Below are 21,963 nucleotides of genomic sequence, written 5' to 3'. Positions count from 1 at the left end.
AAATCTTGCTTAATGGGTTGCAAATCTTGCTTATCAATAAAATATCTTTTTAAATGACGACATTACCTTTTGTGTTTACCTTGCTTAGCATCATCGGAATCTTGCTTAATTTCATTAAATTGCTTTGTATGAATATATAGTGTTCGTAGCAGAGACTCTAAGACACCAAAAGCCAATTTTAAGTGTTCAATATTTTGTCTCTTAGCTTCATGAGCAGAACTGTTTCCCATGTCTTTTATACTATGAAGAATATCTTTTGACCCTTTCGGTAGCAGTCCTTGTTCAAGTATTTTCCCAATTTTTTGAAATAAATGATCTCTTTTCCCAAAAATTATATTTCCGCATTGCTGTTCATATTCGCAGATAGCCTCCATTAAAGCTCTTAACCCAATAGCAACTAATAATACATGTTGATTAGCAAGGGCAGATTCTATTTCAAGATAAAGATGTCGGCACGTATCTGGTAAATGGAACAACTCGCCATCTTGAAAACGGCTACCGCTAATATAGTTAGGAAAAAATTTCTCCGTTACGCTACATCGCACATTTGTAGAACCATCTTCTTCTGTGTAATGCTCATAATCTTCACTATTCCAAGATTCTTCTCTAAAACTAATAAATTCACAGCCATTACATTGGATAATTTGATAGTTAGTGTGTCCATCAAATGAAAAGAATGGTGTATCTATCTGATGATAATCTTCCTCGTAGCTTGCGTGTATGGTATGCAAAGTTTTCCTATTGCACTGTTTACAATGAACTTTAATAGGATTTTGAATCTGTGTTTTTAACTCTCGCTCAAACCATTCTTTTTTCATCTAATTATTCCTAATTACAGTAGGTCGGGCATTCAAGCCCGACGTTTTTTCAATTTGCGGGTGCTTGTCGGGCATCAATGCCCGACCTACTTTTCAGACGGCATCCATGTTTCAATATCCTGTTTTCAGGCTGCCTCTGATGCCGTCTGAACATCCATAAAGAGGCAGCCTGAAACCGAAAAATCAAACCGTGCGCGCTTCTTTCGGGCTATAAACATTCAACGCCGCCTGAGCCAGCAGTCCGTCTTGCGGCAGCGTGTCGCGCACACCATCGGGCGCGTCGAGCCAGCGCAGTTCGCAGTCAAACACGCCCATGCCGCTGGGGTCTTGGGTGGATAGGTGGGCGGTGGCGGCAAGCGTGGTGCCGACGGGGATAGCATCGGCAAACAGATTCAGTTTGCGCGTGCCCAGCAAAAAGCCGAGTTTCACTTCTTCACCTGCGCTGATGGTCTGTATGCCGGCAAACGCGCCGATTGCCTGCGCCATGATTTCCATGCCCATGGTGGTCGGCAATACGCCGTTTTGCAACAGAATATGCTTGCTGCCGACATAGGCTTCTACGCGCACAAAATCGGCGCGGTGTTCGGTTACGCGGTCAATCAAAACCATGTGTCCGCTGTGCGGCAGCAGAAAAGCGGGATGTTCAATGGGGCAGATAAGGCGGTGCATAGCGGCTTGATGTGGTTTGAAAAAATGGGATTATACCAATGCGCCCGCGGTTTCATAAGGTGTTAATTTCAGTTAAAATGCACGCCTTTTCCCGCCGCAGAGCCACACCATGACAACCACCGCCTGCACTTTTTCATTCAACATCGCCGCATGGCACGCCGCTTCCAACCGCCTTGCCAGCACAGAACAATGGCGCGAGTGGGCGCAAGGTCGTCTGAACGCCGACAGCCTGCCCGAACACAAGCCCGCGCTCTCGTTTCTGCCTGCCATGCAGCGGCGGCGTTTGGGCGCGGCGGCGCGGTTGGTGTGCGAAGCGGCTTGGGATTTGGCGGAGCGGTTTTCAGGCTGCCCTTTGGTTTACGCTTCGCACGACGGCGAGATTAACCGCAGCTTTGAATTGTGGCCCGAGCTGTTGAAAACGCACACCGTGTCGCCCACTTCGTTCGGTTTGTCGGTGCACAACGCGCTGGCGGGGCAGTGGGCAATCCAGCGCGGCGAAATGCAGGAAAATACCGCGCTGGCAACGGGCGCGGACGGCTTGGAAACGGCCTTGGCGGAAGCCGTGTCGCTGTTTTCAGACGGCATCGAGCGCGTGTTGCTGGTGGTGGCGGACGATCCGTTGAAAACTGAATACGCCGTTGCCGCCGAGCGCGCGCCGTTTGCCTACGCGCTGGCGATGGTCATCGAACGCGGCGACGCTTTCAGCCTGACGTTGGAAACGGACGACAGCGCAAGGCAGCCTGAAAGTTACTTCGGCGCGCTGGACTGGATACGCTTTCTGCTTTCAGGCAGCCTGAAACACACGCGGCAATATCCAAACCGCCGCTGGCTGTGGGAAAAACGCGCATGAGCCGTTTGGATTACTGCCGCCGTTTTTTCGCCACCATGCTGGGCTTCATCCTGTTCGGCGTGGCGGGCGTGCTGTTCAAAATCGCCCTGTTGCCCTACACGCTCAAATCCACCCGTGGCGACGTGCCGCGCCAGCTTGCCGCCCGCCGCATGATTGGGCGCGTGTGGCGGTTTTTTGTCGGCTATCTGCAATGGTCGGGCGTGTTGTCGGTAACCTTCCACGGCGCAGAAAAACTCGGGCGCGGCGGGCAGTTGATTCTTGCCAATCACCCGTCTTTATTAGATGTGGTGCTGCTGGTGAGCCACGCGCCTGACCCAAACGTGCTGGTGAAAAAAGACTTGGTGCGCAACCCCAGCATGAGCAGCCAAATCCGCGCCGCAGGCTATATCCCCAACGACGAAAGCATGGAAATGCTGGAAGAAATCGAAGCCGTGTTCCAAAGCGGACAAAGCCTGCTGATTTTCCCCGAAGGCACGCGCACGGGCTGGGACGGGCAGGTCAAAATGCACCGTGGCGCGGTATCCATCGGCTTGCGCAGCGCCAAAGTGATTACGCCCGTGGTCATCAAAATGAACCCGCCCAACTTCAAAAAAGGGCAGCCGTGGTACAAAATCCCGCCGCGCAAAATCCATTACGAAATCACCGTCGGCGACGACATCAACCCGCAAGACTGGCTCGCCGAAAAACCCTTACCCATCGCCGCCAGACGGCTCAACGAATACCTGCAAGACTATTTCACAAGGAAAACCACATGAACGACTTAGAACACCAAATCAAACAACTCATCATCGACAGCCTCGCGCTGGAAGACATTACCCCCGCCGACATCGGCAGCGAAGACGCGCTGTTCGGCGACGACGGCTTGGGGCTGGATTCCGTGGACGCGCTGGAACTCGGTTTGGCGGTGCAAAAAGCCTTCGGCTTCCAGCTTGACGGCGAAAAAGACAACCTGCGCGACAACTTCGCCAACGTCAAAACGCTGGCGGAATTTGTCAAAAGCCGTCAGGCACAGGCATAAGGAGCAGCGATGAGCGAACACAAAATCCTGAGCGAAGCCGAAATCCGCGCCCTGCTCGCCAACACGCTGGTTCATTTGTTTGAGATTGAGCCCGAGCGTATCCAGCCCGAAACCAATCTTTACGAAGACTTGGAAATTGACAGCATCGACGCGATTGATTTGATTGACCGCATCAAACGCGAAACGGGGCGCAAACTCAACGCCGAAGACTTCCGCAACGTGCGCACCGTAGATGATGTGGTGCAGGCGGTGTTGAAAGTTCAGGCTGCTGATGGCGGCGCACAGGCGCAGTAAAGGTTTCAGACGACCTGCCGAACATTGCTTAAAGGCCGTCTGAAAAAACCAAATCCGCTTCCCGCCTGTGCCGAAACCGTGTTTTCAAACGGCCTCCCGCCCTGAGGCAAAGCCGCCGAAACAGTTGGAATCGCCTTGCGAATCGGGCAAAATAACCGCCGCACCGCACGGCGGTTATGCTTATTTTTTGCAACCACTTTGGAGAAACAAACATGTCCACCCGCACCGAATCCGACCTTCTCGGCGAACGTCAAATCCCCGCCGACGCCTACTGGGGCATCCACACCCTGCGCGCCGTAGAAAACTTCAACATTTCCAATCAAACCATTTCCGACATCCCCGAATTCGTGCGCGGCATGGTAATGGTGAAACAGGCCGCCGCCCGCGCCAACCGCGAGCTGGGCGTACTCTCCGCCGAAGTGGCGCAGGCCATCGACCAGGCCTGCGAAGAAGTGCTGCGCAAAGGCCGCTGCCTCGACCAGTTTCCCTCCGACGTATACCAGGGAGGCGCGGGCACTTCCGTCAACATGAACACCAACGAAGTCATCGCCAACCTCGCCCTCGAAATTCTCGGCCACCCCAAAGGCAGCTACGGCGTCATCGACCCGATGGACCACGTCAACGCCAGCCAGTCCACCAACGACGCCTACCCCACCGGCTTCCGTCTGGCCGTGTACAACAGCATCGCCGTCCTGCTGGAAAAAACAGGCCGTCTGAAAAACGCCTTCGAGCGCAAAGCCGCAGAATTCAAAGACGTGCTCAAAATGGGACGCACCCAGTTGCAGGACGCCGTACCCATGTCGCTCGGCCAGGAATTCGCCGCCTTTGCCGTGCTGCTGGAAGAAGAAAACGCCAACCTGCAACGCAACGCCGCCCTGCTTTTGGAAGTCAACCTCGGCGCCACCGCCATCGGCACCGGCGTGAACACCCCGGCCGGCTACGCCCCGCTGGCGGTGAAAAAACTGGCCGAAATCAGCGGCCTGCCCTGCACGCCCTCGGCCAACCTCATCGAAGCCACCTCCGACTGCGGCGCATACATCAGCATGCACGCCGCCCTCAAACGCCTTGCCGTCAAACTCTCCAAAATCTGCAACGACCTGCGCCTGCTCTCCTCCGGCCCCCGCGCCGGCCTGAACGAAATCAACCTGCCCGAAATGCAGGCCGGCTCGTCCATCATGCCCGCCAAAGTCAACCCCGTGATACCCGAAGTGGTCAACCAGGTCTGCTTCAAAGTCATCGGCAACGACACCGCCGTTACCTTTGCCGCCGAAGCCGGACAATTGCAGCTCAACGTGATGGAACCCGTCATCGGCCAGGCCCTGTTCGAGAGCATCGCCATCCTCGGCAACGCCTGCACCAACCTTGCCGACAAATGCATAGACGGCATCACCGCCAACCGCGAAACCTGCGCCGGCTACGTCCTCAACTCCATCGGCATCGTAACCTACCTCAACCCCTTCATCGGCCACCACAACGGCGACAAAGTCGGCAGAATCTGCGCCCAAACCGGCAAAAGCGTGCGCGAAGTGGTTTTGGAACTCGGCCTGCTCGACGCCAAACAGCTCGACGACATCCTCTCGCCGGAAAACCTGATGAACCCGCAATACAAAGCGGCGAAAATCGCCTAAGCGCGATGCCGCACCGGCAAAAGGCCGTCTGAAAACGCAGCTTTAATAAAGTGAAAACCCGTTTTCAGACGGCCTTTTGCGCATACGGCGGCAGCGTGTAGCCGCCTGTTGCTTCTAATTTTGCCGTTTATCATGAAAAAAAGCCGTTTATCTGTATTATGCCAACAGCCGCCCGCCAGCCCGCTATCATGCACCCCGTCTGATATATTTGCTTTTCCTAGCAAGTAAGTGAGTAAGACGTTTTCCCCGTAATGTGTTTGGCCGCCTGCTTGTCAGGCGGCATTTTTTTTGCCCGCGCACTCCCTCTTTTCAGACGGCCTTCCGGGGCGTGTTGACATACGACTTTTGCAGCCGCCAAAACGTTGAACGTCAACACGCCCTAACTACCCCCGACTACACTTTGCTATAATTCGCACCTTTGAATTCCCGCAACCCGAACACACAAAGGACACCGACATGGGCATCAAAGTTGCCATCAACGGCTACGGCCGCATCGGCCGCCAGGCATTGCGCGCCATCTACGACTACAACCTGCATGACCAACTCGAAATCGTCGCCGTCAACGCCAGCGGCGGCATCGAAACCAACGCCCACCTCACCAAATTCGACACCATCCACGGCCGCTTCGCCGCCGAAGTCTCCCACGACGACAAACACCTGATTATCAACGGCAAAAAAATCCCCTTCTTCTCCACCCGCAACCCCGCCGAGCTGCCCTGGCGCGAATTGGGCGTCGATTTAGTGCTCGAATGCACCGGCGCATTTACCAGCAAAGCCAAAGCCCAAGTCCACCTCGACAGCGGCGCGAAAAAAGTGCTGGTTTCCGCCCCCGGCGGCGACGACGTTGACGCCACCGTCGTTTACGGCGTGAACGACGAAGTGCTCACCCCCGCCATGACCGTCGTTTCCAACGCCTCCTGCACCACCAACTGCCTCGCCCCCGTTGCCAAAATCCTCAGCGAAAACATCGGCATCGTCAAAGGTGCGATGACCACCATCCACGCCCTCACCAACGACCAAACCGTAACCGACGTGCGCCATAAAGACCTGCGCCGCGCCCGCAGCGGCGTGGAAAACATGATTCCCACCAAAACCGGCGCGGCCAAAGCCGTCGGCCTCGTGCTGCCCGAACTCAAAGGCAAGCTCGACGGCCTCGCCATCCGCGTGCCCACCGTCAACGTCTCCCTCGTCGACCTGACCTTTGAAGCCGCGCGCGCCACCAGTGCCGACGAAATCAACGGCCTGATGCAGGCCGCCGCCGAAACAGGCCGTCTGAAAGGCGTGCTCGGCTACAACGCCCTGCCCTTGGTCTCCACCGATTTCAACCACACCACCGTCGCCGGCACCTTCGACGGCACGATTGCCAAAGTCGTGGACGGCAACATGGTCAAAGTGTTCGCCTGGTACGACAACGAATGGGGCTTCACCTGCCAAATGCTGCGCACCGCCCTGCGCATGTTTGGCCGGGAAGTCCGCCCCTTCGCCTGACCATCGCCGTAAAACAAGAGGCCGTCTGAAAACATTTTTCAGACGGCCTTTCCTATTGTTTTCCGCCACGCAGAAAGCACACGCCGTTTTGGGTGGTGTTCTGTTTGACCAATATTTATTGGCGGCACAAGCCGTCTGAAAACGCAATTTTCAGACGGCCTGCAACATGTCGCGCAGGCATTTGAGTTCTTCCCAGGCTTCGGTTTTGAGTTTGGGCAGGCGCAAGATGCGGGCGGGGTGGGGGAGGGTGAACAGGGGGGTGCCCGCGAAGGCGCGTTCGATGGCGGCGGCGTATTGCGGCTCTTGGGCGAAGCGGCCGAGCAGGACGACGGCCTGTGCGCCGCACAGTTCGCGCTCGGCCTGCATCCGCGCGGCGGCGGCTTCGAGCCGGGCGGCGGCGGGGGTGAATTCCACGCTGTGCAGCCAGCTGGTGCGGCGCACTTCGTTTTCGGCGAGGCCGGCGGCGGCGAACATTTTGCCGAGCAGCGCGCCATCTTCGCCGCTGAACACGTGTCCGGCGGCGAGGTCTTCGGGCGCGGGGCAGATGCTGACGGCCAGCACGCGGGCGGGGGCGACGCGGCCGGCGAGGGCGGCTTTGTGTTCGGCGGCGGATAGGGGGGTGTCGGCTTCGGCGGGGGGGGCGGGGGTTTTGGGCGGCGGGGTGTGGCGCAGCGCGTCGCGTTCGCGGCTTTTGTAGTAGCCGCCGATGCTGCTGCCGACGGCGGCCATGGTGGCAGCGCGGGCGTTTTCGGCGGCGGAGCTGTGGCGGGCTTGGCCGCGCGGGGCGGTTTGGGCGGGCGGGGCGGCGTTTGCCTGTGCGGCTTGGTTGAGGCCGTCTGAAAACCCGCCGTGTCCGTTTTGGCTGTGTGCAGACGCGCCGTGTTCGTTGCCGCGCTCGTTTGGGTCGCGCCCGAACCCGCTGCGCTCGTTTTCAGACGGCCTTTCGGGGGCAGGGGCGGCGTTGGCGGGCAGGCCGTCGGCGGGCGGGTTTGGTGTGGCGGCGGGCAGGATTTTCGCGCCGCGTTTGAGCCACATCGGGCCGAGGCCGAGGGCTTGGTGCAGGTGCAGGTAGCGGCTGCTTAACATGTTTTCTCCATGACAAGGGCGTCTTCGCGCCCGCCTTCGGGCAGGGGGTAGTAGGCGTGCCGCCGCGCGGTTTCGGTGAAGCCGTGTTTGCGGTAGAGGCTTTGCGCGGCGGTGTTGCCCGCACGCACTTCCAAAAACAGGCGGCCGGCGTTTTGCGCGGCACAGTCGGCGAACCAGCGGCGCAGCAGGGTGTCGGCGAAACCGCGCCGGCGGGCGGCGGGGGCGGTGGCGACGAGGTGCAGCTCGGATTCGCCGGCCACAGTCTGCCAGACGATGAAGGCGGCGGGGGCGTGTTCCGTTTCGTGTTCCGCCAAAAGCACGGTGCAAAAGCGGGCGGTTAAGGCCGTCTGAAACTGTTTGGCCGACCAGGGCGAGGGATTGCACGCGGCATCGAGGGCGGCGAGGGCGGGGCAGTCGGCAGCGAGGGCGGGGCGGATGTTCATGCCGCCCCCGCTTTGTGCGCGGCCTGCTCGGCGGCGGTGAGGGCGATTTTGTCGCGCACATACAATAAAGACGCGTCGGCGGCGTCGCAGGCGGGGTAGCCGCCCGTTTGCGCCAAGGCCAGATAGTCCGCCGCCGTGGGCATGGCGGGTGAGCCGGGAAAGGGCGGCGGCTCGTTCAGGGCGAAGGCGTTGCCGCTGCCGTGGGTGAATTCTACGCCCTCGGGCGGGGCGATGGCGGCCGCTTTGCCGACGCAGTAGGGCGAGAGGCGGCGGCAGTTTTCGGTGTCGAACCAGGCGTAAAACACTTCGCCCATGCGCGCGTCGGCCGCCGCGAGCACGCCGCGCCCGCGCACGAGAAAGGCCGCCGCGTCGAGGCAGGGCACGCCGATAAGCGGCGTGGCAAACGGCGCGGCCAGCCCCTGCGCCACGCCCAGGCCGATGCGCAGGCCGGTGAACGCGCCCGGCCCCTGCGCGTACACGACGGCGGCCAGGTCTGCCGCCGACACGCCCGCTTCGGCGAACAGTTCGGCAATCTGCGGCAGTATCAGCGCGCTTTGGCGGCTGCCCGCCTCGGTGTGCCGCGCAAACAGGCCGCCGCCGGCGCGCAGGGCGAGCGAGAGATGGGCGGTGGCGGTGTCGATGGCGAGGACGGGGCGGGAAAAATCGGGCTGCATGACGGCGGGTTCGGCGGCTGGTGAAAGGGCGCGGATTATAGCATTTGGGGCGGAGCCCGCTTGTGCGGGGATGATGTTTCTGAAAAAACCAAAGCCCCAAATCCGGTTTTCAGACGGCCTTTCCATGCCTGCCCATCCGTAGGGCGTGTCGCCCCGCGACGCACGCGTTCTCCGCCCGCAACAGATGCCTGCGCCCCGCAAGCCCGAAACCGCGTGCGCGGCTTGCGCCACACACCCTACCTTACGCGCCGCATCGGCGTTGTCGGTGCAATGCCTGTTTTGTGTTGTTTTGCCGGATGGCGGCTTAGCCGGGCCGAAGCCCGGCCCGCACTGCTGCCCGTTTACCGCGCAATCTCGAAACGCGCCGACACCAGTCCGGCCAGATCGAGTTCCAGCACGTCGCCTGCCGAGAGCGCGCCCACGCCTTCGGGGGTGCCGGTGAACACCAGGTCGCCCGCTTGCAGGCCGTAGTCGGCCGCGAGGGTGCACAGCAGGGTTTCGACGGGGAAAATCATGTTGCGCAGCTCCCCGCGCTGGCGTATCTGCCCGTTCAGGGTCAGGGTAAAGCCGTGTGCACGGATGGTGTCCAGCGCGTGTGCGCCGACGAAATCGGACACGCAGGCGGCTTGGCGGAAGCCTTTGCCCTTCGTCCACGGCAGACCCGCCGCCTGCGCCTGTTTCTGCCAGCTTCGTTCGGTGAGATCCAGCCCCACGGCGTATCCGGCCACGGCGTCCGCGGCGTTTTCGGGGGTGAGGGCGTCGGTGTCGCGGCCGATGAGCAGCACCAGCTCGGTTTCGTAATGCACGTTGTCCGCGCCCGGGGGCAGGCGCACGACGGGGGCGGTGTTCAGGGCACAATTGGGTTTTAAAAACACCAGCGGGGCGGCGGGCGCGGCGTTGCCCAGCTCGGCGGCGTGGGCGGCGTAGTTGCGGCCGATGCAGAAGATGTTGTTGGCGCGCACGGGGCGGCCTTCGAGGGAGACGGCGGTCATGGTTGTTCCTTTCATGGTTGACGTTTGAATGCGGGGCGCAGGATAAACGCGGGGCGGGGTGGGGGCAAGGCGTGTTCGGGGCGGGGATGCGTTAGGTAGGGTGGGTTAAGACCCGCCCTACGGCTTGATTTTGTCCGACGGCACAGACCGCGTGCGCGGCTTGCGCCACACACCCTACCTTACGCACCGCATTTGCGTTGTTTCGCCGTATTGATGCTTGAGGCCGTCTGAAAAACGGTTTTCAGACGGCCTCTTGCCTTTTGCGCGCCTGCGCGGGGCGGTTTACGCGCCGTATTCCTGCCACAGGGTTTCCTGCAAGCTGCGGGCTTCGCCGCCGCCGCTTTCGGCGCGGATGTAGCCGCCGTCGGGCTGCATCAGCCAGGCCTGGCGGTTGTCTTCAAGGGCGAGGGTGAGACCCTCGCGGATGACGCGCGCTTTAAGGGCGGGGTGTTCTATCGGGGTGCAGGTTTCGATGCGGCGGAAGAAGTTGCGCCCCATCCAGTCGGCACTGGATATGTAGGTGTCTTCCGCGCCGCCGTTGTAGAAGTAGTAGACGCGGGCGTGTTCGAGCTGGCGGCCGATGATGGAGCGCACGCGGATGTTGTCCGACAGGCCTTCAACCTGCGGGCGCAGGGCGCACATGCCGCGCACGATGAGGTCGGTTTGCACGCCGGCCGCGCTGGCTTCGTAGAGGGCTTCGATGATGTGCGGCTCGATGAGGGAGTTGAGTTTGGCGATGATGCGGGCGGGGCGGCCGGCTTTGGCGTGTCCGGTTTCGCGCCGGATGCTTTCGAGCAGCATTTTGTGCAGGGTGAAGGGGCTTTGGTAGAGTTTGTTGAGACGGCCGGGTTTGCCCAGGCCGGTGATTTCCATGAAGATGGTGTTGACGTCGGCGGTGGTTTGTTCGTCGGCGGTGATGAGGCCGAAGTCGGTGTAGATGCGGGAGGTGCCTTGATGATAATTGCCGGTGCCCAGGTGGGCGTAGCGTTTCAGACGGCCTTCTTCGCGGCGGATGACGAGTGCCATTTTGGCGTGGACTTTGTAGCCGAACACGCCGTACACGACGTGCGCGCCGGCATCTTCGAGCCGCTGCGCCCAGTTGACGTTGTTGGCTTCGTCGAAACGCGCCATCAGTTCGACGACGACGGTTACCTGTTTGCCCGAGAGCGCGGCGTTCATCAGGGCACTGGCCAGCTCGGAGGCGGTGCCGGTGCGGTAAATCGTCATTTTGACGGCGACTACGTCCGGGTCGGCGGCGGCTTCGCGGATGAAGCGGACGACCGGCTCGAAAGACTGGTAGGGGTGGTGCAGCAGGATGTCGCCGCGCGCGGCGGCGTCGAGCACGGATTCGTCTTTTTTGAGGAAGGGGGGCAGGCTGCCGCTGCGCGGGGCGTATTTGAGGTCGGGCCGGTCGAGCATGTCGGGCACGGCCATCAGGCGCACGAGGTTGACCGGGCCTTTGACCTGGTAAAGGTCGGAGGGGCGCAGCTTGAAGTGGCCGAGCAGAAAGCCGTAGATGTGCGGCGGGCAGGTGTCGGCCACTTCGAGGCGCACGCCGTCGCCGTATTCGCGGTCGTGCAGTTCGTTTTGGATGGCGGCGCGCAGGTTGGTGAGGTCTTCTTCGTCCACGGTGAGGTCGCTGTCGCGGGTGAGGCGGAACTGGTGGCAGCCTTTCACGTCCATGCCGGGAAAGAGCAGGTGGACGTATTCGTGCAGGATGGACGACAAAAACACGAAGCCGTCTTCTCCGCCGCACAGTTCGGACGGCAGTTTCACCACGCGCGGCAGGATGCGCGGGGCTTGGACAATGGCCATGCCGGAGGAGCGGCCGAAGGCGTCTTTGCCGTCGAGTTCCACCGCGAAATTGAGCGATTTGTTCAGCGGGCGCGGGAAGGGGTGGGCGGGATCGAGGCCGACGGGGGTGAGGATGGGCCACAGTTCGCGGTCGAAATAGCTTTTGATCCACTCGCGCTGCGCGTCGTTCCAGGTGTGGCGGCGGTAGAAATGGATGCCCGCCTGTCCCAGCGCTGGTTGCAGCTCGTTGTTGAACAGCGCGTACTGGTCGTGTATCAGCCGGTGTGCCTCGGCCGAAGCGGCGGCGAAGGTTTCGGCGGGGGTCATGCCGCTGTCGAGGATGCGGGCGGGGTTGCGCTTGTGTTCGCGCCGCAGCCAGGCCATGCGCACCTCGAAAAACTCGTCGATGTTCGATGACACGATGCACAAAAAGCGCAGCCGCTCCAACAGCGGCACGCGCACATCCTGCGCCTGCGCCAGCACGCGGCGGTTAAAGGCCAGCAGGCTGAGTTCGCGGCACAGAAGGCGGGGGGACTGGGGCATACGGTTCTCCTTAGGGTTTGTTGACAATCAGTCTTGCGGCGGTATTTTTGGTAAAAATCCACGTCTGCCGCGTCAAAAATGCTCACAAGGTGTCCAACCTTGCTGTGCTTTTTTCCTTGCATACGCGGATTTTTCCTCAAAAAACCGCTTCGCAAGCTGAATGTCAACAGACCCTATAATGTTTGAATATTCGCGCGGGCGGCAATCGCGGCGATTGTGAAAATTTGCAAGCAAGTATAATTCCGCCTATCCGTTTTGCCAACCGCAGAGGCCGTCTGAAAGCCTTTGCGGCAAAGGGGGAAGTTCTGACGCAGGTCAAACATTCCTTTTCCCCGCACCATTTAGAATAACGGCATCCGCACAAAAAGCGGCGCAAATTTAACCAAACAATACAAGGATAACCATGAGCGTCAAACACGAAATACGGGATAACGAGATTTTTGTCTTCGGCTCGAACAAAGCCGGCAAACACGGGCTGGGCACCGCGCTGATGGCGCGGATGAAATACGGCGCGCAGATGGGGCAGGGCTACGGCCTCTCGGGCAACTCGTTTGCCGTGCCGGTGAAAGACGAAGCCCTCAAACTGCTGCCCTTGGAGGAAATCGCCGGCTATGTGCAGATTTTCCTCGATTTTGCCAAAAGCAATTTCGACAAACGCTTTTTCGTTACCCCGCTGGGCACCGCGCTGGGCGAATACCACGCGGCGGACATCGCCCCGCTGTTCAAAGACGCGCCCGACAACTGTCGCCTGCCGCCCGAATGGGAGGAAGAACTCGGGCGGTAGGCCGTCTGACAAAGGCGCAAACACAATGAAAGAGGCCGTCTGAAAACCCGTGAAACGGTTTTTCAGACGGCCTTTTATGTTTTTCAGACGGCCTATTTGGGCTCTTGCGGCACATAGCCCTGGACGGCGTCCGCGCCGTCGCCGAAGAAGTAGTTTTCCATCTGCTGCGCGAGGTATTCGCGGGCGCGGGGGTCGGCGAGGCTGAGGCGGTTTTCGTTGATGAGCATGGTTTGGTGGCGCGTCCAAGCGTTCCATGCTTCTTGGGAGACGTTTTCAAAAATGCGTTTGCCCAACTCGTTGGGCAGCGGCGGGAATTTCAGGCCCTCGGCTTCTTTGCCGAGCTTGACGCAGTGAACCATGCGGGTCATGGCGTTTCCTTTTTGTGCGGGTTTGAGACGCGCGGATTCTAGCCGACGGGGCGGGCTTTGTACAGAAAGAGGCCGTCTGAAAACACAGCCGGAAACGGCTTTTCAGACGGCCTCCCGGCCTGCGGCGGCGGGGCTTATCCGAAGGACACGGGCGCAATCTGCCACTGCGCGAACAGGGCGTTGAGGGCTTTGATTTTGACGGCGCGCACAGGGCGTCCCATCCACGAGGGGGCGTTGATGGCGAAGCGGTTGATGCCGAAGATGTAGTTGACGCATTCGCGCACCTGCATCTCATTGCCTTCAAAGCGGATTTCGGTGGCACTGGTGAGCATGCCGGTGCCCTTCTGCCACAGGCCGCCGCCCTGCGCCTTGTAGCCGTTGTCCTGCGCCCAACGCTGCCATTCGGGGCTGCTTTCGGCGTTGTCGGGCACGGTGATGCGTAAAACGGGGTATTTGTCGGCGGCGGTTTTCGAGCCGTACCACAGCACGAAAAAGGCGATGGCAAGGCCGAAAAGCAGGGGGAACAAGGTAAACATCATGGGGAAGTCCTTTCGTTTCGGTTGTGGGGAAACCGGTGGAACGGGTCTTGGTGTTTTTCAGACGGCCTGCCGGATGAAGGGCGCGATGCGCACGCTCTGCCCCGCCGCTTCGGAGAGCACCTGCGAGAGCACGGCGAAAAACTCGCGCCCGTCGCGCGTGGCGAGCCACTGCCCGCCCTGTTCGGCGAAATGGTAGCCGCCGCTTTTGGCGGCAATCCACAGTTCGCGGTTGGGCGTGTGGCGGTTGACGACAACCTGCGTGCCGTCTTCTGCGTCTATCGTCAGCACGTTGCCCGCTGTTTGGCAGTCGAAATCCGCGTCTTGGTCGTCCAAAGCGTCTTCTATATGGGCGAAGAGGCCGTCTGAATGCTGCAAAAATTCGCTTTCGGTCATCATGGTTTGTCAGATTGCGTTAAAATGCCGCGCATCTTGCCACAACCTCCGGCGAAAAACCATGAAAACACCCGTTTGCGCCCTCGCCGCCGCCCTCGCGCTGGCCGCCTGCGGCTACAAGGGCGACCTCTATCTGCCCAAAGAACAAGACAAGGCAGGCTTCGGCGCGGTGCAGACCGGCCTGAAAAAACCCGTCCGCAAAAACGCCCCCGCCGCCCAAGCCCCCCAACCCGACGCCCCGCCCACGGAAACCCGCCCATGACCCTACGCTGCGAAAACCTCAGCTACACCGAGCTGGCCGAACGCTACGGCACGCCGCTGTACGTGTACAGCCAATCCGCCCTCGACGAAGCCTTTGCCGCCTACCAAACCGCCTTTGCCGCCCTCAACCCCCTCATCTGCTACGCCGTCAAAGCCAACGGCAACCTCTCCCTCATCCGCCGCTTCGCCGAACTGGGCAGCGGCTTCGACATCGTCTCCGGCGGCGAACTCGCCCGCGTGCTGGCCGCCGGCGGCAGCGCGGCCAAAACCATCTTCTCCGGCGTGGGCAAAAGCGCGGCGGAAATGGAATACGCCCTCAAAGCCGGCATCAAATGCTTCAACGTGGAAAGCCTGCCCGAACTCGAACGCCTCAACGGCATTGCAGGCCGTCTGAACACCCGCGCCCCCGTTTCCCTGCGCATCAACCCCGATGTGGACGCGCAAACCCACCCCTACATCTCCACCGGCCTGAAAGCCAACAAATTCGGCATCGCCATGCGCGACGCCGAAGCCGCCTACGCGCGCGCCGCCGAGCTGCCGCACCTGCGCATCGTCGGCATCGACTGCCACATCGGCTCGCAGCTCATCCGCCTCGACCCGCTCATCGAAGCCTGCGAACGCATCCTCGCCCTGGCCGACCGCCTCGCCGCGCAGGGCATAGAGCTGCAACACATCGACCTCGGCGGCGGCGTCGGCATCGTGTACCGCGACGAAGATACCCCCGACCTCTCCGCCTACGCCGCCGCCGTGCAGAAACTCATCGGCAGCCGCCCCCTCGGCCTCATCCTCGAACCCGGCCGCAGCCTCGTCGGCAACGCGGGCGACCTGCTCACCCGCGTCGAATACGTCAAACGCAACGAAGACAAAAACTTCGTCATCGTCGATGCCGCCATGAACGACCTGATGCGCCCCGCCCTCTACCAGGCCTACCACCGCATCGAACCGGCCGAACCCCCCGCCGCCGCGCCCTTCACCGCCGACATCGTCGGCCCCGTCTGCGAAACCGGCGACTTCCTCGCCAAAGACCGCCGCATCGCCGCACAGGCGGGCGACCTCCTGGTCGTGCGCGGTGCGGGCGCATACGCCGCCAGCATGGCCGGCAACTACAACGCCCGCCGCCGCGCCGCCGAAGTGCTGGTCAGCGGCAGCCAAGCCCGCCTCGTGCGCCGCCGCGAAACCGTGGAAGAAATGCTGGCCAACGAGCAAGCCTGTTTGTAAACAGCGCAGAGGCCGTCTGAAAACCGTTTCGGCGCAACCAAAACGGTTTTCAGACGGCCTCTAAATTCATAAGCACCGCGAAAAACAGACTCTGCGCCAACCACGCAGATGCGGCCTATAAGGTAGGGTGTGTGGCGCAAGCCACGCACGCGGTTTCGGATGCCTGCGCAGCCAAAACGCGAAACCGCTTGTTCAAAACGTCATACCGTCTCCGCCCGCCGTCAAACGAAAGCCCGCCATGCGCGCCCGACCCTCCCAATCCTCCTGCCCGTCCTGCTCTGCGCCGCCGCCCAAGCCGCGCCGCAAGCCGCGTCCGAAACAGTAAAACTGCCGCCCCTGATCCGCCCCGCCGACACAGACGCGGCGGGCTTCCCGCAAACCGGCCGCGCCGTGTTCCTGCTCGATGCCGACAAAAAAGGCAAAGTCCTGCGCCGCCGCCAGCAGAACGCCGATGCCGCCCTTGCCAAACCGGCCGCCGCCGTCCTGCCCGGCCGCGTCCCGCCGCACACATCCTGCACCGAAGGCACACCGCGCGGCGCGTCCGGACAAGTCTGCCGCGCAGTGCCCTACACCGCCGTGCAGGAAGTCTATTTCGTGCCGGAAAAATTCCCCGCCGAAGACGACGCGCAGTTTGTCCAAGCCGTAGAAACCGCCGCGCCGCAGCCCGACTATCCCGCCGCCGCACTGGAAAACGGCGAAGAAGGCACCGTAATCCTGCGGCTCGTCGTCGGCGCGGACGGGCGCGCATACGCCGCGCAACCCGTCCAATCCTCGGGTTCACCCAGCCTCGACCGTGCCGCCGTCAAAGCCATGGACGGCGCGCGCTTCACCCCCGCCCGCTTTCGCGGCAGGCCGGTGTGGGCCGCCGCCCGCAGAAGCATCAGATTTGCCATCAAATAAGCCGAAACAGGCGCAAAGGCCGTCTGAAAGTTGCGCGTTCAGACGGCCTTTGCATGAATCCCGTTCCCCTGCCGCAGCAATATTTTTCACACACGCGCCGCGCCCTTTTCAGACGGCCTCCCTTATAATCTGCCATCCCGCAATCCCTTGTATCAGTTGAAAAAGAAAACCCCATGACCCACAAAACCGACGCCCAGATCGCCCGCGAGGCAAACATCCGCCCCATCGCTGAAATCGCCGCCAAGCTCGGCATCACCGCCGACCAACTCGAACCCTACGGCCGCTACAAAGCCAAAATCAACCCCGCCGACGCATTCGGCCTGCCCGATAAAAAAGGCCGCCTCATTCTCGTAACCGCCATCAACCCCACCCCCGCCGGCGAAGGCAAAACCACCGTAACCATCGGCCTTGCGGACGCGCTCAACCGCATCGGCAAAAACGCCGCCGTCGCCCTGCGCGAACCCTCGCTCGGCCCCGTGTTCGGCATCAAAGGCGGTGCGGCCGGCGGCGGCTACGCCCAAGTGCTGCCCATGGAAGACATCAACCTGCACTTCACCGGCGACTTCCACGCCATCGGTGCGGCCAACAACCTCCTGGCCGCCATGCTCGACAACCACATCTACCAGGGCAACGCCCTCAACATCGACCCCAAACGCATCCTGTGGCGGCGCGCCGTCGACATGAACGACCGCCAGCTGCGCCACATCATCAGCGGCAACGGCAAACCCACCGACGGCGTACTGCGCCCCGACGGCTTCGACATCACCGTCGCCAGCGAAGTCATGGCCGTGTTCTGCCTCGCCCGCGACCTGGCCGACCTGAAACAACGCCTCGGCAACATGCTGATCGCCTACGCCAAAGACGGCAGCCCCGTCTTCGCCCGCGACCTCAACGCCCACGGCGCAATGGCCGCTCTCCTGAAAGACGCCCTCAAACCCAACCTCGTGCAAACCATCGGCGGCACCCCCGCCTTCGTCCACGGCGGCCCCTTCGCCAACATCGCCCACGGCTGCAACTCCGTAACCGCCACCCGCCTCGCCCTGCACCTGGCCGACTACGCCGTAACCGAAGCCGGCTTCGGCGCGGATCTGGGCGCGGAAAAATTCTGCGACATCAAATGCCGCCTCTCCGGCCTCCAACCCGACGCCGCCGTCGTCGTCGCCACCGTCCGCGCCCTCAAATACAACGGCGGCGCCGCCAAAGAAGACCTCGGAAGCGAAAACCTCGAAGCCCTCAAACGCGGCCTGCCCAACCTGCTCAAACACATCGCCAACCTCAAAACCGTCTTCGGCCTGCCCGTCGTCGTCGCCGTCAACCGCTTCGTGTCCGACACCGACGCCGAACTCGCCCTGATTCAGACGGCCTGCGCCGAACACGGCGCGGAAGTGTCGCTTACCGAAGTGTGGGCGCACGGCGGCGCAGGCGGCGAAGACCTCGCCCGCAAAGTCGTTGCCGCCATCGACACCCGGCCCAACAACTTCGCCTACGCCTACGACGCAAACGACAGCATCCGCGACAAACTCCGCACCATCGCCACCCGCATCTACGGCGCATCCGGCGTCGAATTCAGCGCGGAAGCCCAAGCTGAAGCCGCCTCGCTGGAAAAACTCGGCCTCGACAAACTGCCCGTGTGCGTCGCCAAAACCCAATACTCGTTCAGCGACAACCCCAAACTGCTCGGCTGCCCCGAAGGCTTCACCATCACCGTGCGCAGCCTCACCCTCTCCGCCGGCGCAGGCTTCATCGTCGCCGTCTGCGGCAGCATCATGAAAATGCCCGGCCTGCCCAAAGTGCCTTCCGCCGAGAAAATCGACGTGGACGCCGAAGGCAACATCACCGGCCTGTTCTGATTGACCCTAAGGCCGTCTGAAAAACAGGAAAACGGGGTTTTAACTTCGTTGAAGCTTCGCTTTCAGACGGCCTTTTAGCAGCAGGTCGAGCATTTATGCCCGACATTTTCCAAATTCGCCGGTGTTTGTCGGGCATGAATGCCCGACCTGCTCTGTTTCCAAACGGCGTCATTCCCGCGCAGGCAGGAATCTTGGTTGGTATTCAGCAGTTTTTGAACAAACAAACTATTGCTTGAATCCCGATAAGATTCCCGCCTGCGTGGGAATGACGATGTTCGTTCAGAGAGATTCGGGGTGGCACAAAGCCGATGTAGGGTGTGTGGCGCAGCCACGCACGCGGTTTGGGAGCGGAGGAAAGAATAAGAGGCCGTCTGAAAGCGCAACTTCGGCGCAGCCGAAACCCGTTTTACGGTTTTTCAGACGGCCTCTTTATGTTTTCGGAATACCGTTTATCGCGCAAACGCAACGCCCGATAAAAAAATTTGACAAACAAGGTTTGCCAAAATCCGTTTTCCCGTGCATAATCCGCGCCCATACCGACAGCAAAACCCGCAGCAGGCTTTTAAGCCCTTAATCCCTTGGTGCAAGCCGTCTTTCCCGCTGCGGGAAACCTTTTGTTTTTGTGTATTCTCTCTGTATTTGCGCCCTCCTTCCCGAGGGCGTTTTTTTTGCCCGCGGGCACGGTTCCAGACGTGCCTCCCCTGTTTTCAGACGGCCTATTAAATCCGTTCATGCGCAAGGCCAAAATAACTCGTTTGCCTATTGCCGCCAAACAAGGCAAGATGGCATCATTACGTTTTTTCACATTCTCAAAACCAATCAGGAGACAACCATGACCACATTCCACCTCTCCGGCTACCCGCGCATCGGCGCGAAGCGCGAGCTGAAATTTGCCGTCGAAGCCTTTTGGAAAGGCGCGAAATCCGAAGCCGAGCTGCGCGAAACCGCCGCAGAAATCCGCCGTCTGAACTGGGCGGCGCAGAAAGCCGCCGGCGCAGACCTCGTGCCCGTCGGCGATTTTTCCTTCTACGACCACGTGCTCGACACCCTGTGCACCCTGGGTGCGCTTCCCAAACGCTTCGGCTTCGACGCATCCAAACTCACCCTGCCGGAATATTTCCAGCTGGCACGCGGCAACGCCACCCAGTTTGCCATGGAAATGACCAAATGGTTCGACACCAACTACCACTACATCGTGCCCGAATGGCATGCCGATACCGAATTTTCGGTCAACGCCGCCAACCTTATCGCGCAGATTAAAGAAGCCAAAGCGCAGGGCTGCGACATCAAGCCCACGCTGGTCGGCCCGCTGACTTTGCTGTGGCTGGGCAAGAAAAAAGAAGAATTCGGCTGCCGCGTCAAAACCCTGCTGCCCAAACTCTTGCCCGCCTATGCGCAACTGTTGCGCGAACTGGCTGCCGCAGGCGCGGACTGGATTCAGATCGACGAGCCGATTCTGGCCGCAGACGCCCCGCAGCCCTATCTCGACGCCTTCCCGAACGTCTATAAAGAGCTGGCCGCCACCGGCGTGCGCATCATCATCGGCACCTATTTCGCCACCGTGGCCGAGCATCTGAACCTGCTCAAATCCCTGCCCGTGCACGGCGTGCACATCGACTGCGTGCGCGCCCCCGAGCAGCTGGCCGTGTTTGCCGAAGGCTGGCCGCAGGAGCGCGTTCTGTCCGTCGGCCTGATCGACGGCCGCAACGTGTGGCGCGCCAACCTGAGCAAAGTCATCGACACCCTCGCCCCGCTGAACGCCAAATTCGGCAGCAACCTGTGGATCGCCCCCAGCTGCTCGCTCTTGCACAGCCCGCAGGACTTGGCCGTTGAAGAAAAACTCGACGCCGAAATCAAATCCTGGATGGCCTTTGCCGCGCAGAAACTGGTCGAGCTGGGCATCGTCAAACGCGCCCTCGAACACGGCAAAGACAGCGTGAAAGCTGAGCTGGCCGCCTCCGATGCCGCCGCCGCCGACCGCGCCACCAACAAAAAAATCCACAATCCCGCCGTGCAGGAACGCGTAGGCAGCCTGAAAGCCGGCGAAGACCAGCGCAAATCGCCCTTCCCCGTGCGCATCCAAGCCCAACAGGCATGGATGAAACTGCCGCTGCTGCCCACCACCACCATCGGCTCTTTCCCGCAGACCACCGAAATCCGCCAGGCCCGCGCCGCCTTCAAAAAAGGCGAACTCTCCGCCGCCGACTACGATGCCGCGATGAAAAAAGAAATCGCCTACTGCGTCGAAGTGCAGGAAAAACTGGAAATCGACGTGCCCGTCCACGGCGAAGCCGAGCGCAACGACATGGTCGAATACTTCGGCGAACAGCTGGCCGGCTACTGCTTCACCCAGTTCGGCTGGGTGCAGAGCTACGGCAGCCGCTGCGTCAAACCGCCCGTGATTTTCGGCGACGTCTCCCGCCCCGAGCCGATGACCGTGTATTGGTCGTCCTACGCCCAAAGCCTCACCAAACGCCCGATGAAAGGCATGCTCACCGGCCCCGTTACCATGTTCAAATGGTCGTTCGTGCGCGACGACGTGCCGCTTAGCACCGTGGCCAAACAAATCGCCCTCGCCCTCAACGACGAAGTGCTGGATTTGGAAAAGGCCGGCATCAAAGTCATCCAGATCGACGAGCCCGCCATCCGCGAAGCCATGCCGCTGAAAAAAGCCCAGTGGGACGAGTACCTGGCCTGGGCGTGCGAAGCCTTCCGCCTCTCCTCCACCGGCGCCGAAGACAGCACCCAAATCCACACCCACATGTGCTACTCCGAGTTCAACGACATCCTGCCCGCCATCGCCAGCATGGACGCCGACGTCATCACCATCGAAACTTCGCGCTCCGACATGGAACTCTTAACCGCGTTCGGCGACTTCAAATACCCCAACGACATCGGCCCGGGCGTGTACGACATCCACAGCCCGCGCGTGCCGGCCGAAGTCGAAGTGGAACACCTGCTGCGCAAAGCGATGGAAGTCGTCCCCGTCGAGCGCCTGTGGGTCAACCCCGACTGCGGCCTGAAAACCCGCGGCTGGAAAGAAACGCTCGAACAGCTCGAAGTGATGATGGCCGTTACCAAAAAACTGCGCGGCGAACTGGACAACAAACGTTAAACGCTGTTTGAACAAACCGATTAAGGTTTGAACAAGAGGCCGTCTGAAAACCCTAACCAGGATTTTCAGACGGCCTCTTGTTTAACGGCAAAGAACGCGTGCGTCGCCTTGGGGCGACACATCCTGCGGCAGATTCGACACAGTGGAATTCGGCCTCTGTGGCAGGGTGTCGCTCTGCACGCACGCGGTTTTGGGTTTGCGGCGGTTGTTTGGGCGTTGGAAAAACGGCAGGCCGTCT

Annotated in this window: 22 protein-coding genes; 12 read left to right on the top strand and 10 right to left on the bottom strand. The window is 60.8% G+C overall.

Annotated elements, in window-relative coordinates; genetic code table 11:
• Nucleotides 1-62: 62 nt before the first annotated feature.
• Together H3L91_RS01185 and H3L91_RS01180 are read right to left on the bottom strand one after the other, a co-directional pair.
• The gene (locus H3L91_RS01185) at nucleotides 63-818 is read right to left on the bottom strand and encodes a DUF4145 domain-containing protein (RefSeq protein ID WP_007341572.1); all 756 of its coding nucleotides are present in this window, start codon (nucleotides 816-818) and stop codon (nucleotides 63-65) included.
• A 183-nt stretch (nucleotides 819-1,001) separates the two neighbouring features.
• Entirely contained in the window at nucleotides 1,002-1,487 is a 486-nt protein-coding gene (locus H3L91_RS01180; protein ID WP_007341570.1) for a hotdog family protein, read from the bottom strand.
• A 109-nt stretch (nucleotides 1,488-1,596) separates the two neighbouring features.
• On the opposite strand from H3L91_RS01180, the gene H3L91_RS01175 reads away from it, so the two are divergent.
• The 6 genes from H3L91_RS01175 to gap all read left to right on the top strand — a co-directional run bounded on the left by H3L91_RS01175 (nucleotide 1,597) and on the right by gap (nucleotide 6,765).
• Nucleotides 1,597-2,337, top strand: coding sequence for a beta-ketoacyl synthase chain length factor (locus H3L91_RS01175; RefSeq protein ID WP_007341569.1), 741 nt, complete (start codon nucleotides 1,597-1,599; stop codon nucleotides 2,335-2,337).
• Nucleotides 2,334-3,092: a lysophospholipid acyltransferase family protein gene (locus H3L91_RS01170; protein ID WP_007341568.1), complete on the top strand. Its 759-nt coding sequence runs from the start codon at nucleotides 2,334-2,336 to the stop codon at nucleotides 3,090-3,092. The genes H3L91_RS01175 and H3L91_RS01170 overlap by 4 nt, the downstream gene beginning before the upstream one ends.
• On the top strand, nucleotides 3,089-3,355 hold the full coding sequence (locus H3L91_RS01165; RefSeq protein WP_007341567.1) for a phosphopantetheine-binding protein: 267 nt from the start codon (nucleotides 3,089-3,091) through the stop codon (nucleotides 3,353-3,355). The genes H3L91_RS01170 and H3L91_RS01165 overlap by 4 nt, the downstream gene beginning before the upstream one ends.
• Before the next feature lie 27 nt (nucleotides 3,356-3,382).
• A complete protein-coding gene (locus H3L91_RS01160; protein ID WP_154647236.1) occupies nucleotides 3,383-3,649 on the top strand; it encodes an acyl carrier protein in 267 nt (88 codons plus the stop codon).
• A 212-nt stretch (nucleotides 3,650-3,861) separates the two neighbouring features.
• Nucleotides 3,862-5,277: an aspartate ammonia-lyase gene (aspA, locus tag H3L91_RS01155; RefSeq protein ID WP_040658528.1), complete on the top strand. Its 1,416-nt coding sequence runs from the start codon at nucleotides 3,862-3,864 to the stop codon at nucleotides 5,275-5,277.
• 456 nt (nucleotides 5,278-5,733) lie between these two features.
• Nucleotides 5,734-6,765 carry a type I glyceraldehyde-3-phosphate dehydrogenase gene (gene gap, locus H3L91_RS01150; RefSeq protein ID WP_007341561.1) on the top strand — a complete coding sequence of 344 codons (1,032 nt, stop codon included), beginning with the start codon at nucleotides 5,734-5,736 and terminating at the stop codon, nucleotides 6,763-6,765.
• Between the two features lie 150 nt (nucleotides 6,766-6,915).
• Here the strand turns inward: gap and H3L91_RS12540 are convergent, their stop codons facing one another.
• The 5 genes from H3L91_RS12540 to ppk1 all read right to left on the bottom strand — a co-directional run bounded on the left by H3L91_RS12540 (nucleotide 6,916) and on the right by ppk1 (nucleotide 12,297).
• Nucleotides 6,916-7,851: a uracil-DNA glycosylase family protein gene (locus H3L91_RS12540; RefSeq protein WP_050783132.1), complete on the bottom strand. Its 936-nt coding sequence runs from the start codon at nucleotides 7,849-7,851 to the stop codon at nucleotides 6,916-6,918.
• On the bottom strand, nucleotides 7,845-8,294 hold the full coding sequence (rimI, locus tag H3L91_RS01140) for a ribosomal protein S18-alanine N-acetyltransferase (protein WP_007341559.1): 450 nt from the start codon (nucleotides 8,292-8,294) through the stop codon (nucleotides 7,845-7,847). The genes H3L91_RS12540 and rimI overlap by 7 nt, the downstream gene beginning before the upstream one ends.
• On the bottom strand, nucleotides 8,291-8,968 hold the full coding sequence (tsaB, locus tag H3L91_RS01135) for a tRNA (adenosine(37)-N6)-threonylcarbamoyltransferase complex dimerization subunit type 1 TsaB (RefSeq protein ID WP_040658524.1): 678 nt from the start codon (nucleotides 8,966-8,968) through the stop codon (nucleotides 8,291-8,293). The genes rimI and tsaB overlap by 4 nt, the downstream gene beginning before the upstream one ends.
• A gap of 341 nt (nucleotides 8,969-9,309) precedes the next feature.
• On the bottom strand, nucleotides 9,310-9,960 hold the full coding sequence (locus H3L91_RS01130) for a fumarylacetoacetate hydrolase family protein (protein WP_040659283.1): 651 nt from the start codon (nucleotides 9,958-9,960) through the stop codon (nucleotides 9,310-9,312).
• Nucleotides 9,961-10,242: 282 nt separating this feature from the next.
• Nucleotides 10,243-12,297 carry a polyphosphate kinase 1 gene (gene ppk1 / locus H3L91_RS01125; RefSeq protein ID WP_007341556.1) on the bottom strand — a complete coding sequence of 685 codons (2,055 nt, stop codon included), beginning with the start codon at nucleotides 12,295-12,297 and terminating at the stop codon, nucleotides 10,243-10,245.
• A gap of 403 nt (nucleotides 12,298-12,700) precedes the next feature.
• Here ppk1 and H3L91_RS01120 point away from each other — a divergent pair, with 403 nt between their 5' ends.
• Nucleotides 12,701-13,081 carry an A1S_2505 family phage non-structural protein gene (locus tag H3L91_RS01120; protein ID WP_007341553.1) on the top strand — a complete coding sequence of 127 codons (381 nt, stop codon included), beginning with the start codon at nucleotides 12,701-12,703 and terminating at the stop codon, nucleotides 13,079-13,081.
• Between the two features lie 92 nt (nucleotides 13,082-13,173).
• On the opposite strand, the gene H3L91_RS01115 is transcribed toward H3L91_RS01120, so the two are convergent.
• From H3L91_RS01115 to cyaY, 3 genes are all read right to left on the bottom strand, one after another.
• The gene (locus H3L91_RS01115) at nucleotides 13,174-13,449 is read right to left on the bottom strand and encodes an oxidative damage protection protein (RefSeq protein ID WP_007341552.1); all 276 of its coding nucleotides are present in this window, start codon (nucleotides 13,447-13,449) and stop codon (nucleotides 13,174-13,176) included.
• Nucleotides 13,450-13,583: 134 nt separating this feature from the next.
• Complete coding sequence (locus H3L91_RS01110) at nucleotides 13,584-13,988, bottom strand: hypothetical protein (RefSeq protein ID WP_007341551.1); 405 nt, start codon at nucleotides 13,986-13,988, stop codon at nucleotides 13,584-13,586.
• 57 nt (nucleotides 13,989-14,045) lie between these two features.
• Nucleotides 14,046-14,384 carry an iron donor protein CyaY gene (cyaY, locus tag H3L91_RS01105; RefSeq protein ID WP_007341550.1) on the bottom strand — a complete coding sequence of 113 codons (339 nt, stop codon included), beginning with the start codon at nucleotides 14,382-14,384 and terminating at the stop codon, nucleotides 14,046-14,048.
• Between the two features lie 58 nt (nucleotides 14,385-14,442).
• Between cyaY and lptM the strand changes: the two genes are divergently transcribed.
• The 5 genes from lptM (at nucleotide 14,443) to metE (ending at nucleotide 21,725) form a co-directional block, all read left to right on the top strand.
• A complete protein-coding gene (gene lptM, locus H3L91_RS01100; protein ID WP_007341549.1) occupies nucleotides 14,443-14,643 on the top strand; it encodes an LPS translocon maturation chaperone LptM in 201 nt (66 codons plus the stop codon).
• Nucleotides 14,640-15,860 carry a diaminopimelate decarboxylase gene (gene lysA / locus H3L91_RS01095; protein WP_007341548.1) on the top strand — a complete coding sequence of 407 codons (1,221 nt, stop codon included), beginning with the start codon at nucleotides 14,640-14,642 and terminating at the stop codon, nucleotides 15,858-15,860. Before lptM ends, lysA begins: the two co-directional genes overlap by 4 nt.
• 159 nt (nucleotides 15,861-16,019) lie before the next feature.
• Nucleotides 16,020-16,760 (top strand): energy transducer TonB, encoded by a 741-nt coding sequence (locus H3L91_RS01090; RefSeq protein ID WP_081458558.1) that lies wholly within the window; start codon nucleotides 16,020-16,022, stop codon nucleotides 16,758-16,760.
• Nucleotides 16,761-16,933: 173 nt separating this feature from the next.
• Nucleotides 16,934-18,610 (top strand): formate--tetrahydrofolate ligase, encoded by a 1,677-nt coding sequence (locus tag H3L91_RS01085; RefSeq protein ID WP_007341544.1) that lies wholly within the window; start codon nucleotides 16,934-16,936, stop codon nucleotides 18,608-18,610.
• Between the two features lie 832 nt (nucleotides 18,611-19,442).
• A complete protein-coding gene (metE, locus tag H3L91_RS01080) occupies nucleotides 19,443-21,725 on the top strand; it encodes a 5-methyltetrahydropteroyltriglutamate--homocysteine S-methyltransferase (RefSeq protein ID WP_007341540.1) in 2,283 nt (760 codons plus the stop codon).
• The last annotated feature ends 238 nt before the right edge of the window (nucleotides 21,726-21,963 follow it).

The sequence above is a fragment of the Neisseria bacilliformis genome (genome assembly GCF_014055025.1).
GTDB lineage: Bacteria > Pseudomonadota > Gammaproteobacteria > Burkholderiales > Neisseriaceae > Neisseria > Neisseria bacilliformis.
The sequence above is the reverse complement of the archived record's forward strand: the minus strand, read 5'-3'. Positions and strand labels throughout refer to the sequence as shown.

Coding starts and splice junctions, on each gene's coding strand:
- H3L91_RS12540 (WP_050783132.1), bottom strand. CDS start 7,851: ATGTTAAGCAGCCGCTACCTGCACCTGCACCAAGCCCTCGGCCTCGGC.
- tsaB (WP_040658524.1), bottom strand. CDS start 8,968: ATGCAGCCCGATTTTTCCCGCCCCGTCCTCGCCATCGACACCGCCACC.
- H3L91_RS01180 (WP_007341570.1), bottom strand. CDS start 1,487: ATGCACCGCCTTATCTGCCCCATTGAACATCCCGCTTTTCTGCTGCCG.
- H3L91_RS01110 (WP_007341551.1), bottom strand. CDS start 13,988: ATGATGTTTACCTTGTTCCCCCTGCTTTTCGGCCTTGCCATCGCCTTT.
- gap (WP_007341561.1), top strand. CDS start 5,734: ATGGGCATCAAAGTTGCCATCAACGGCTACGGCCGCATCGGCCGCCAG.
- H3L91_RS01175 (WP_007341569.1), top strand. CDS start 1,597: ATGACAACCACCGCCTGCACTTTTTCATTCAACATCGCCGCATGGCAC.
- H3L91_RS01165 (WP_007341567.1), top strand. CDS start 3,089: ATGAACGACTTAGAACACCAAATCAAACAACTCATCATCGACAGCCTC.
- H3L91_RS01090 (WP_081458558.1), top strand. CDS start 16,020: ATGCCTGCGCAGCCAAAACGCGAAACCGCTTGTTCAAAACGTCATACC.
- lptM (WP_007341549.1), top strand. CDS start 14,443: ATGAAAACACCCGTTTGCGCCCTCGCCGCCGCCCTCGCGCTGGCCGCC.
- H3L91_RS01115 (WP_007341552.1), bottom strand. CDS start 13,449: ATGACCCGCATGGTTCACTGCGTCAAGCTCGGCAAAGAAGCCGAGGGC.
- H3L91_RS01085 (WP_007341544.1), top strand. CDS start 16,934: ATGACCCACAAAACCGACGCCCAGATCGCCCGCGAGGCAAACATCCGC.
- cyaY (WP_007341550.1), bottom strand. CDS start 14,384: ATGATGACCGAAAGCGAATTTTTGCAGCATTCAGACGGCCTCTTCGCC.
- lysA (WP_007341548.1), top strand. CDS start 14,640: ATGACCCTACGCTGCGAAAACCTCAGCTACACCGAGCTGGCCGAACGC.
- rimI (WP_007341559.1), bottom strand. CDS start 8,294: ATGAACATCCGCCCCGCCCTCGCTGCCGACTGCCCCGCCCTCGCCGCC.
- ppk1 (WP_007341556.1), bottom strand. CDS start 12,297: ATGCCCCAGTCCCCCCGCCTTCTGTGCCGCGAACTCAGCCTGCTGGCC.
- H3L91_RS01185 (WP_007341572.1), bottom strand. CDS start 818: ATGAAAAAAGAATGGTTTGAGCGAGAGTTAAAAACACAGATTCAAAAT.
- H3L91_RS01120 (WP_007341553.1), top strand. CDS start 12,701: ATGAGCGTCAAACACGAAATACGGGATAACGAGATTTTTGTCTTCGGC.
- H3L91_RS01170 (WP_007341568.1), top strand. CDS start 2,334: ATGAGCCGTTTGGATTACTGCCGCCGTTTTTTCGCCACCATGCTGGGC.
- metE (WP_007341540.1), top strand. CDS start 19,443: ATGACCACATTCCACCTCTCCGGCTACCCGCGCATCGGCGCGAAGCGC.
- H3L91_RS01130 (WP_040659283.1), bottom strand. CDS start 9,960: ATGACCGCCGTCTCCCTCGAAGGCCGCCCCGTGCGCGCCAACAACATC.
- aspA (WP_040658528.1), top strand. CDS start 3,862: ATGTCCACCCGCACCGAATCCGACCTTCTCGGCGAACGTCAAATCCCC.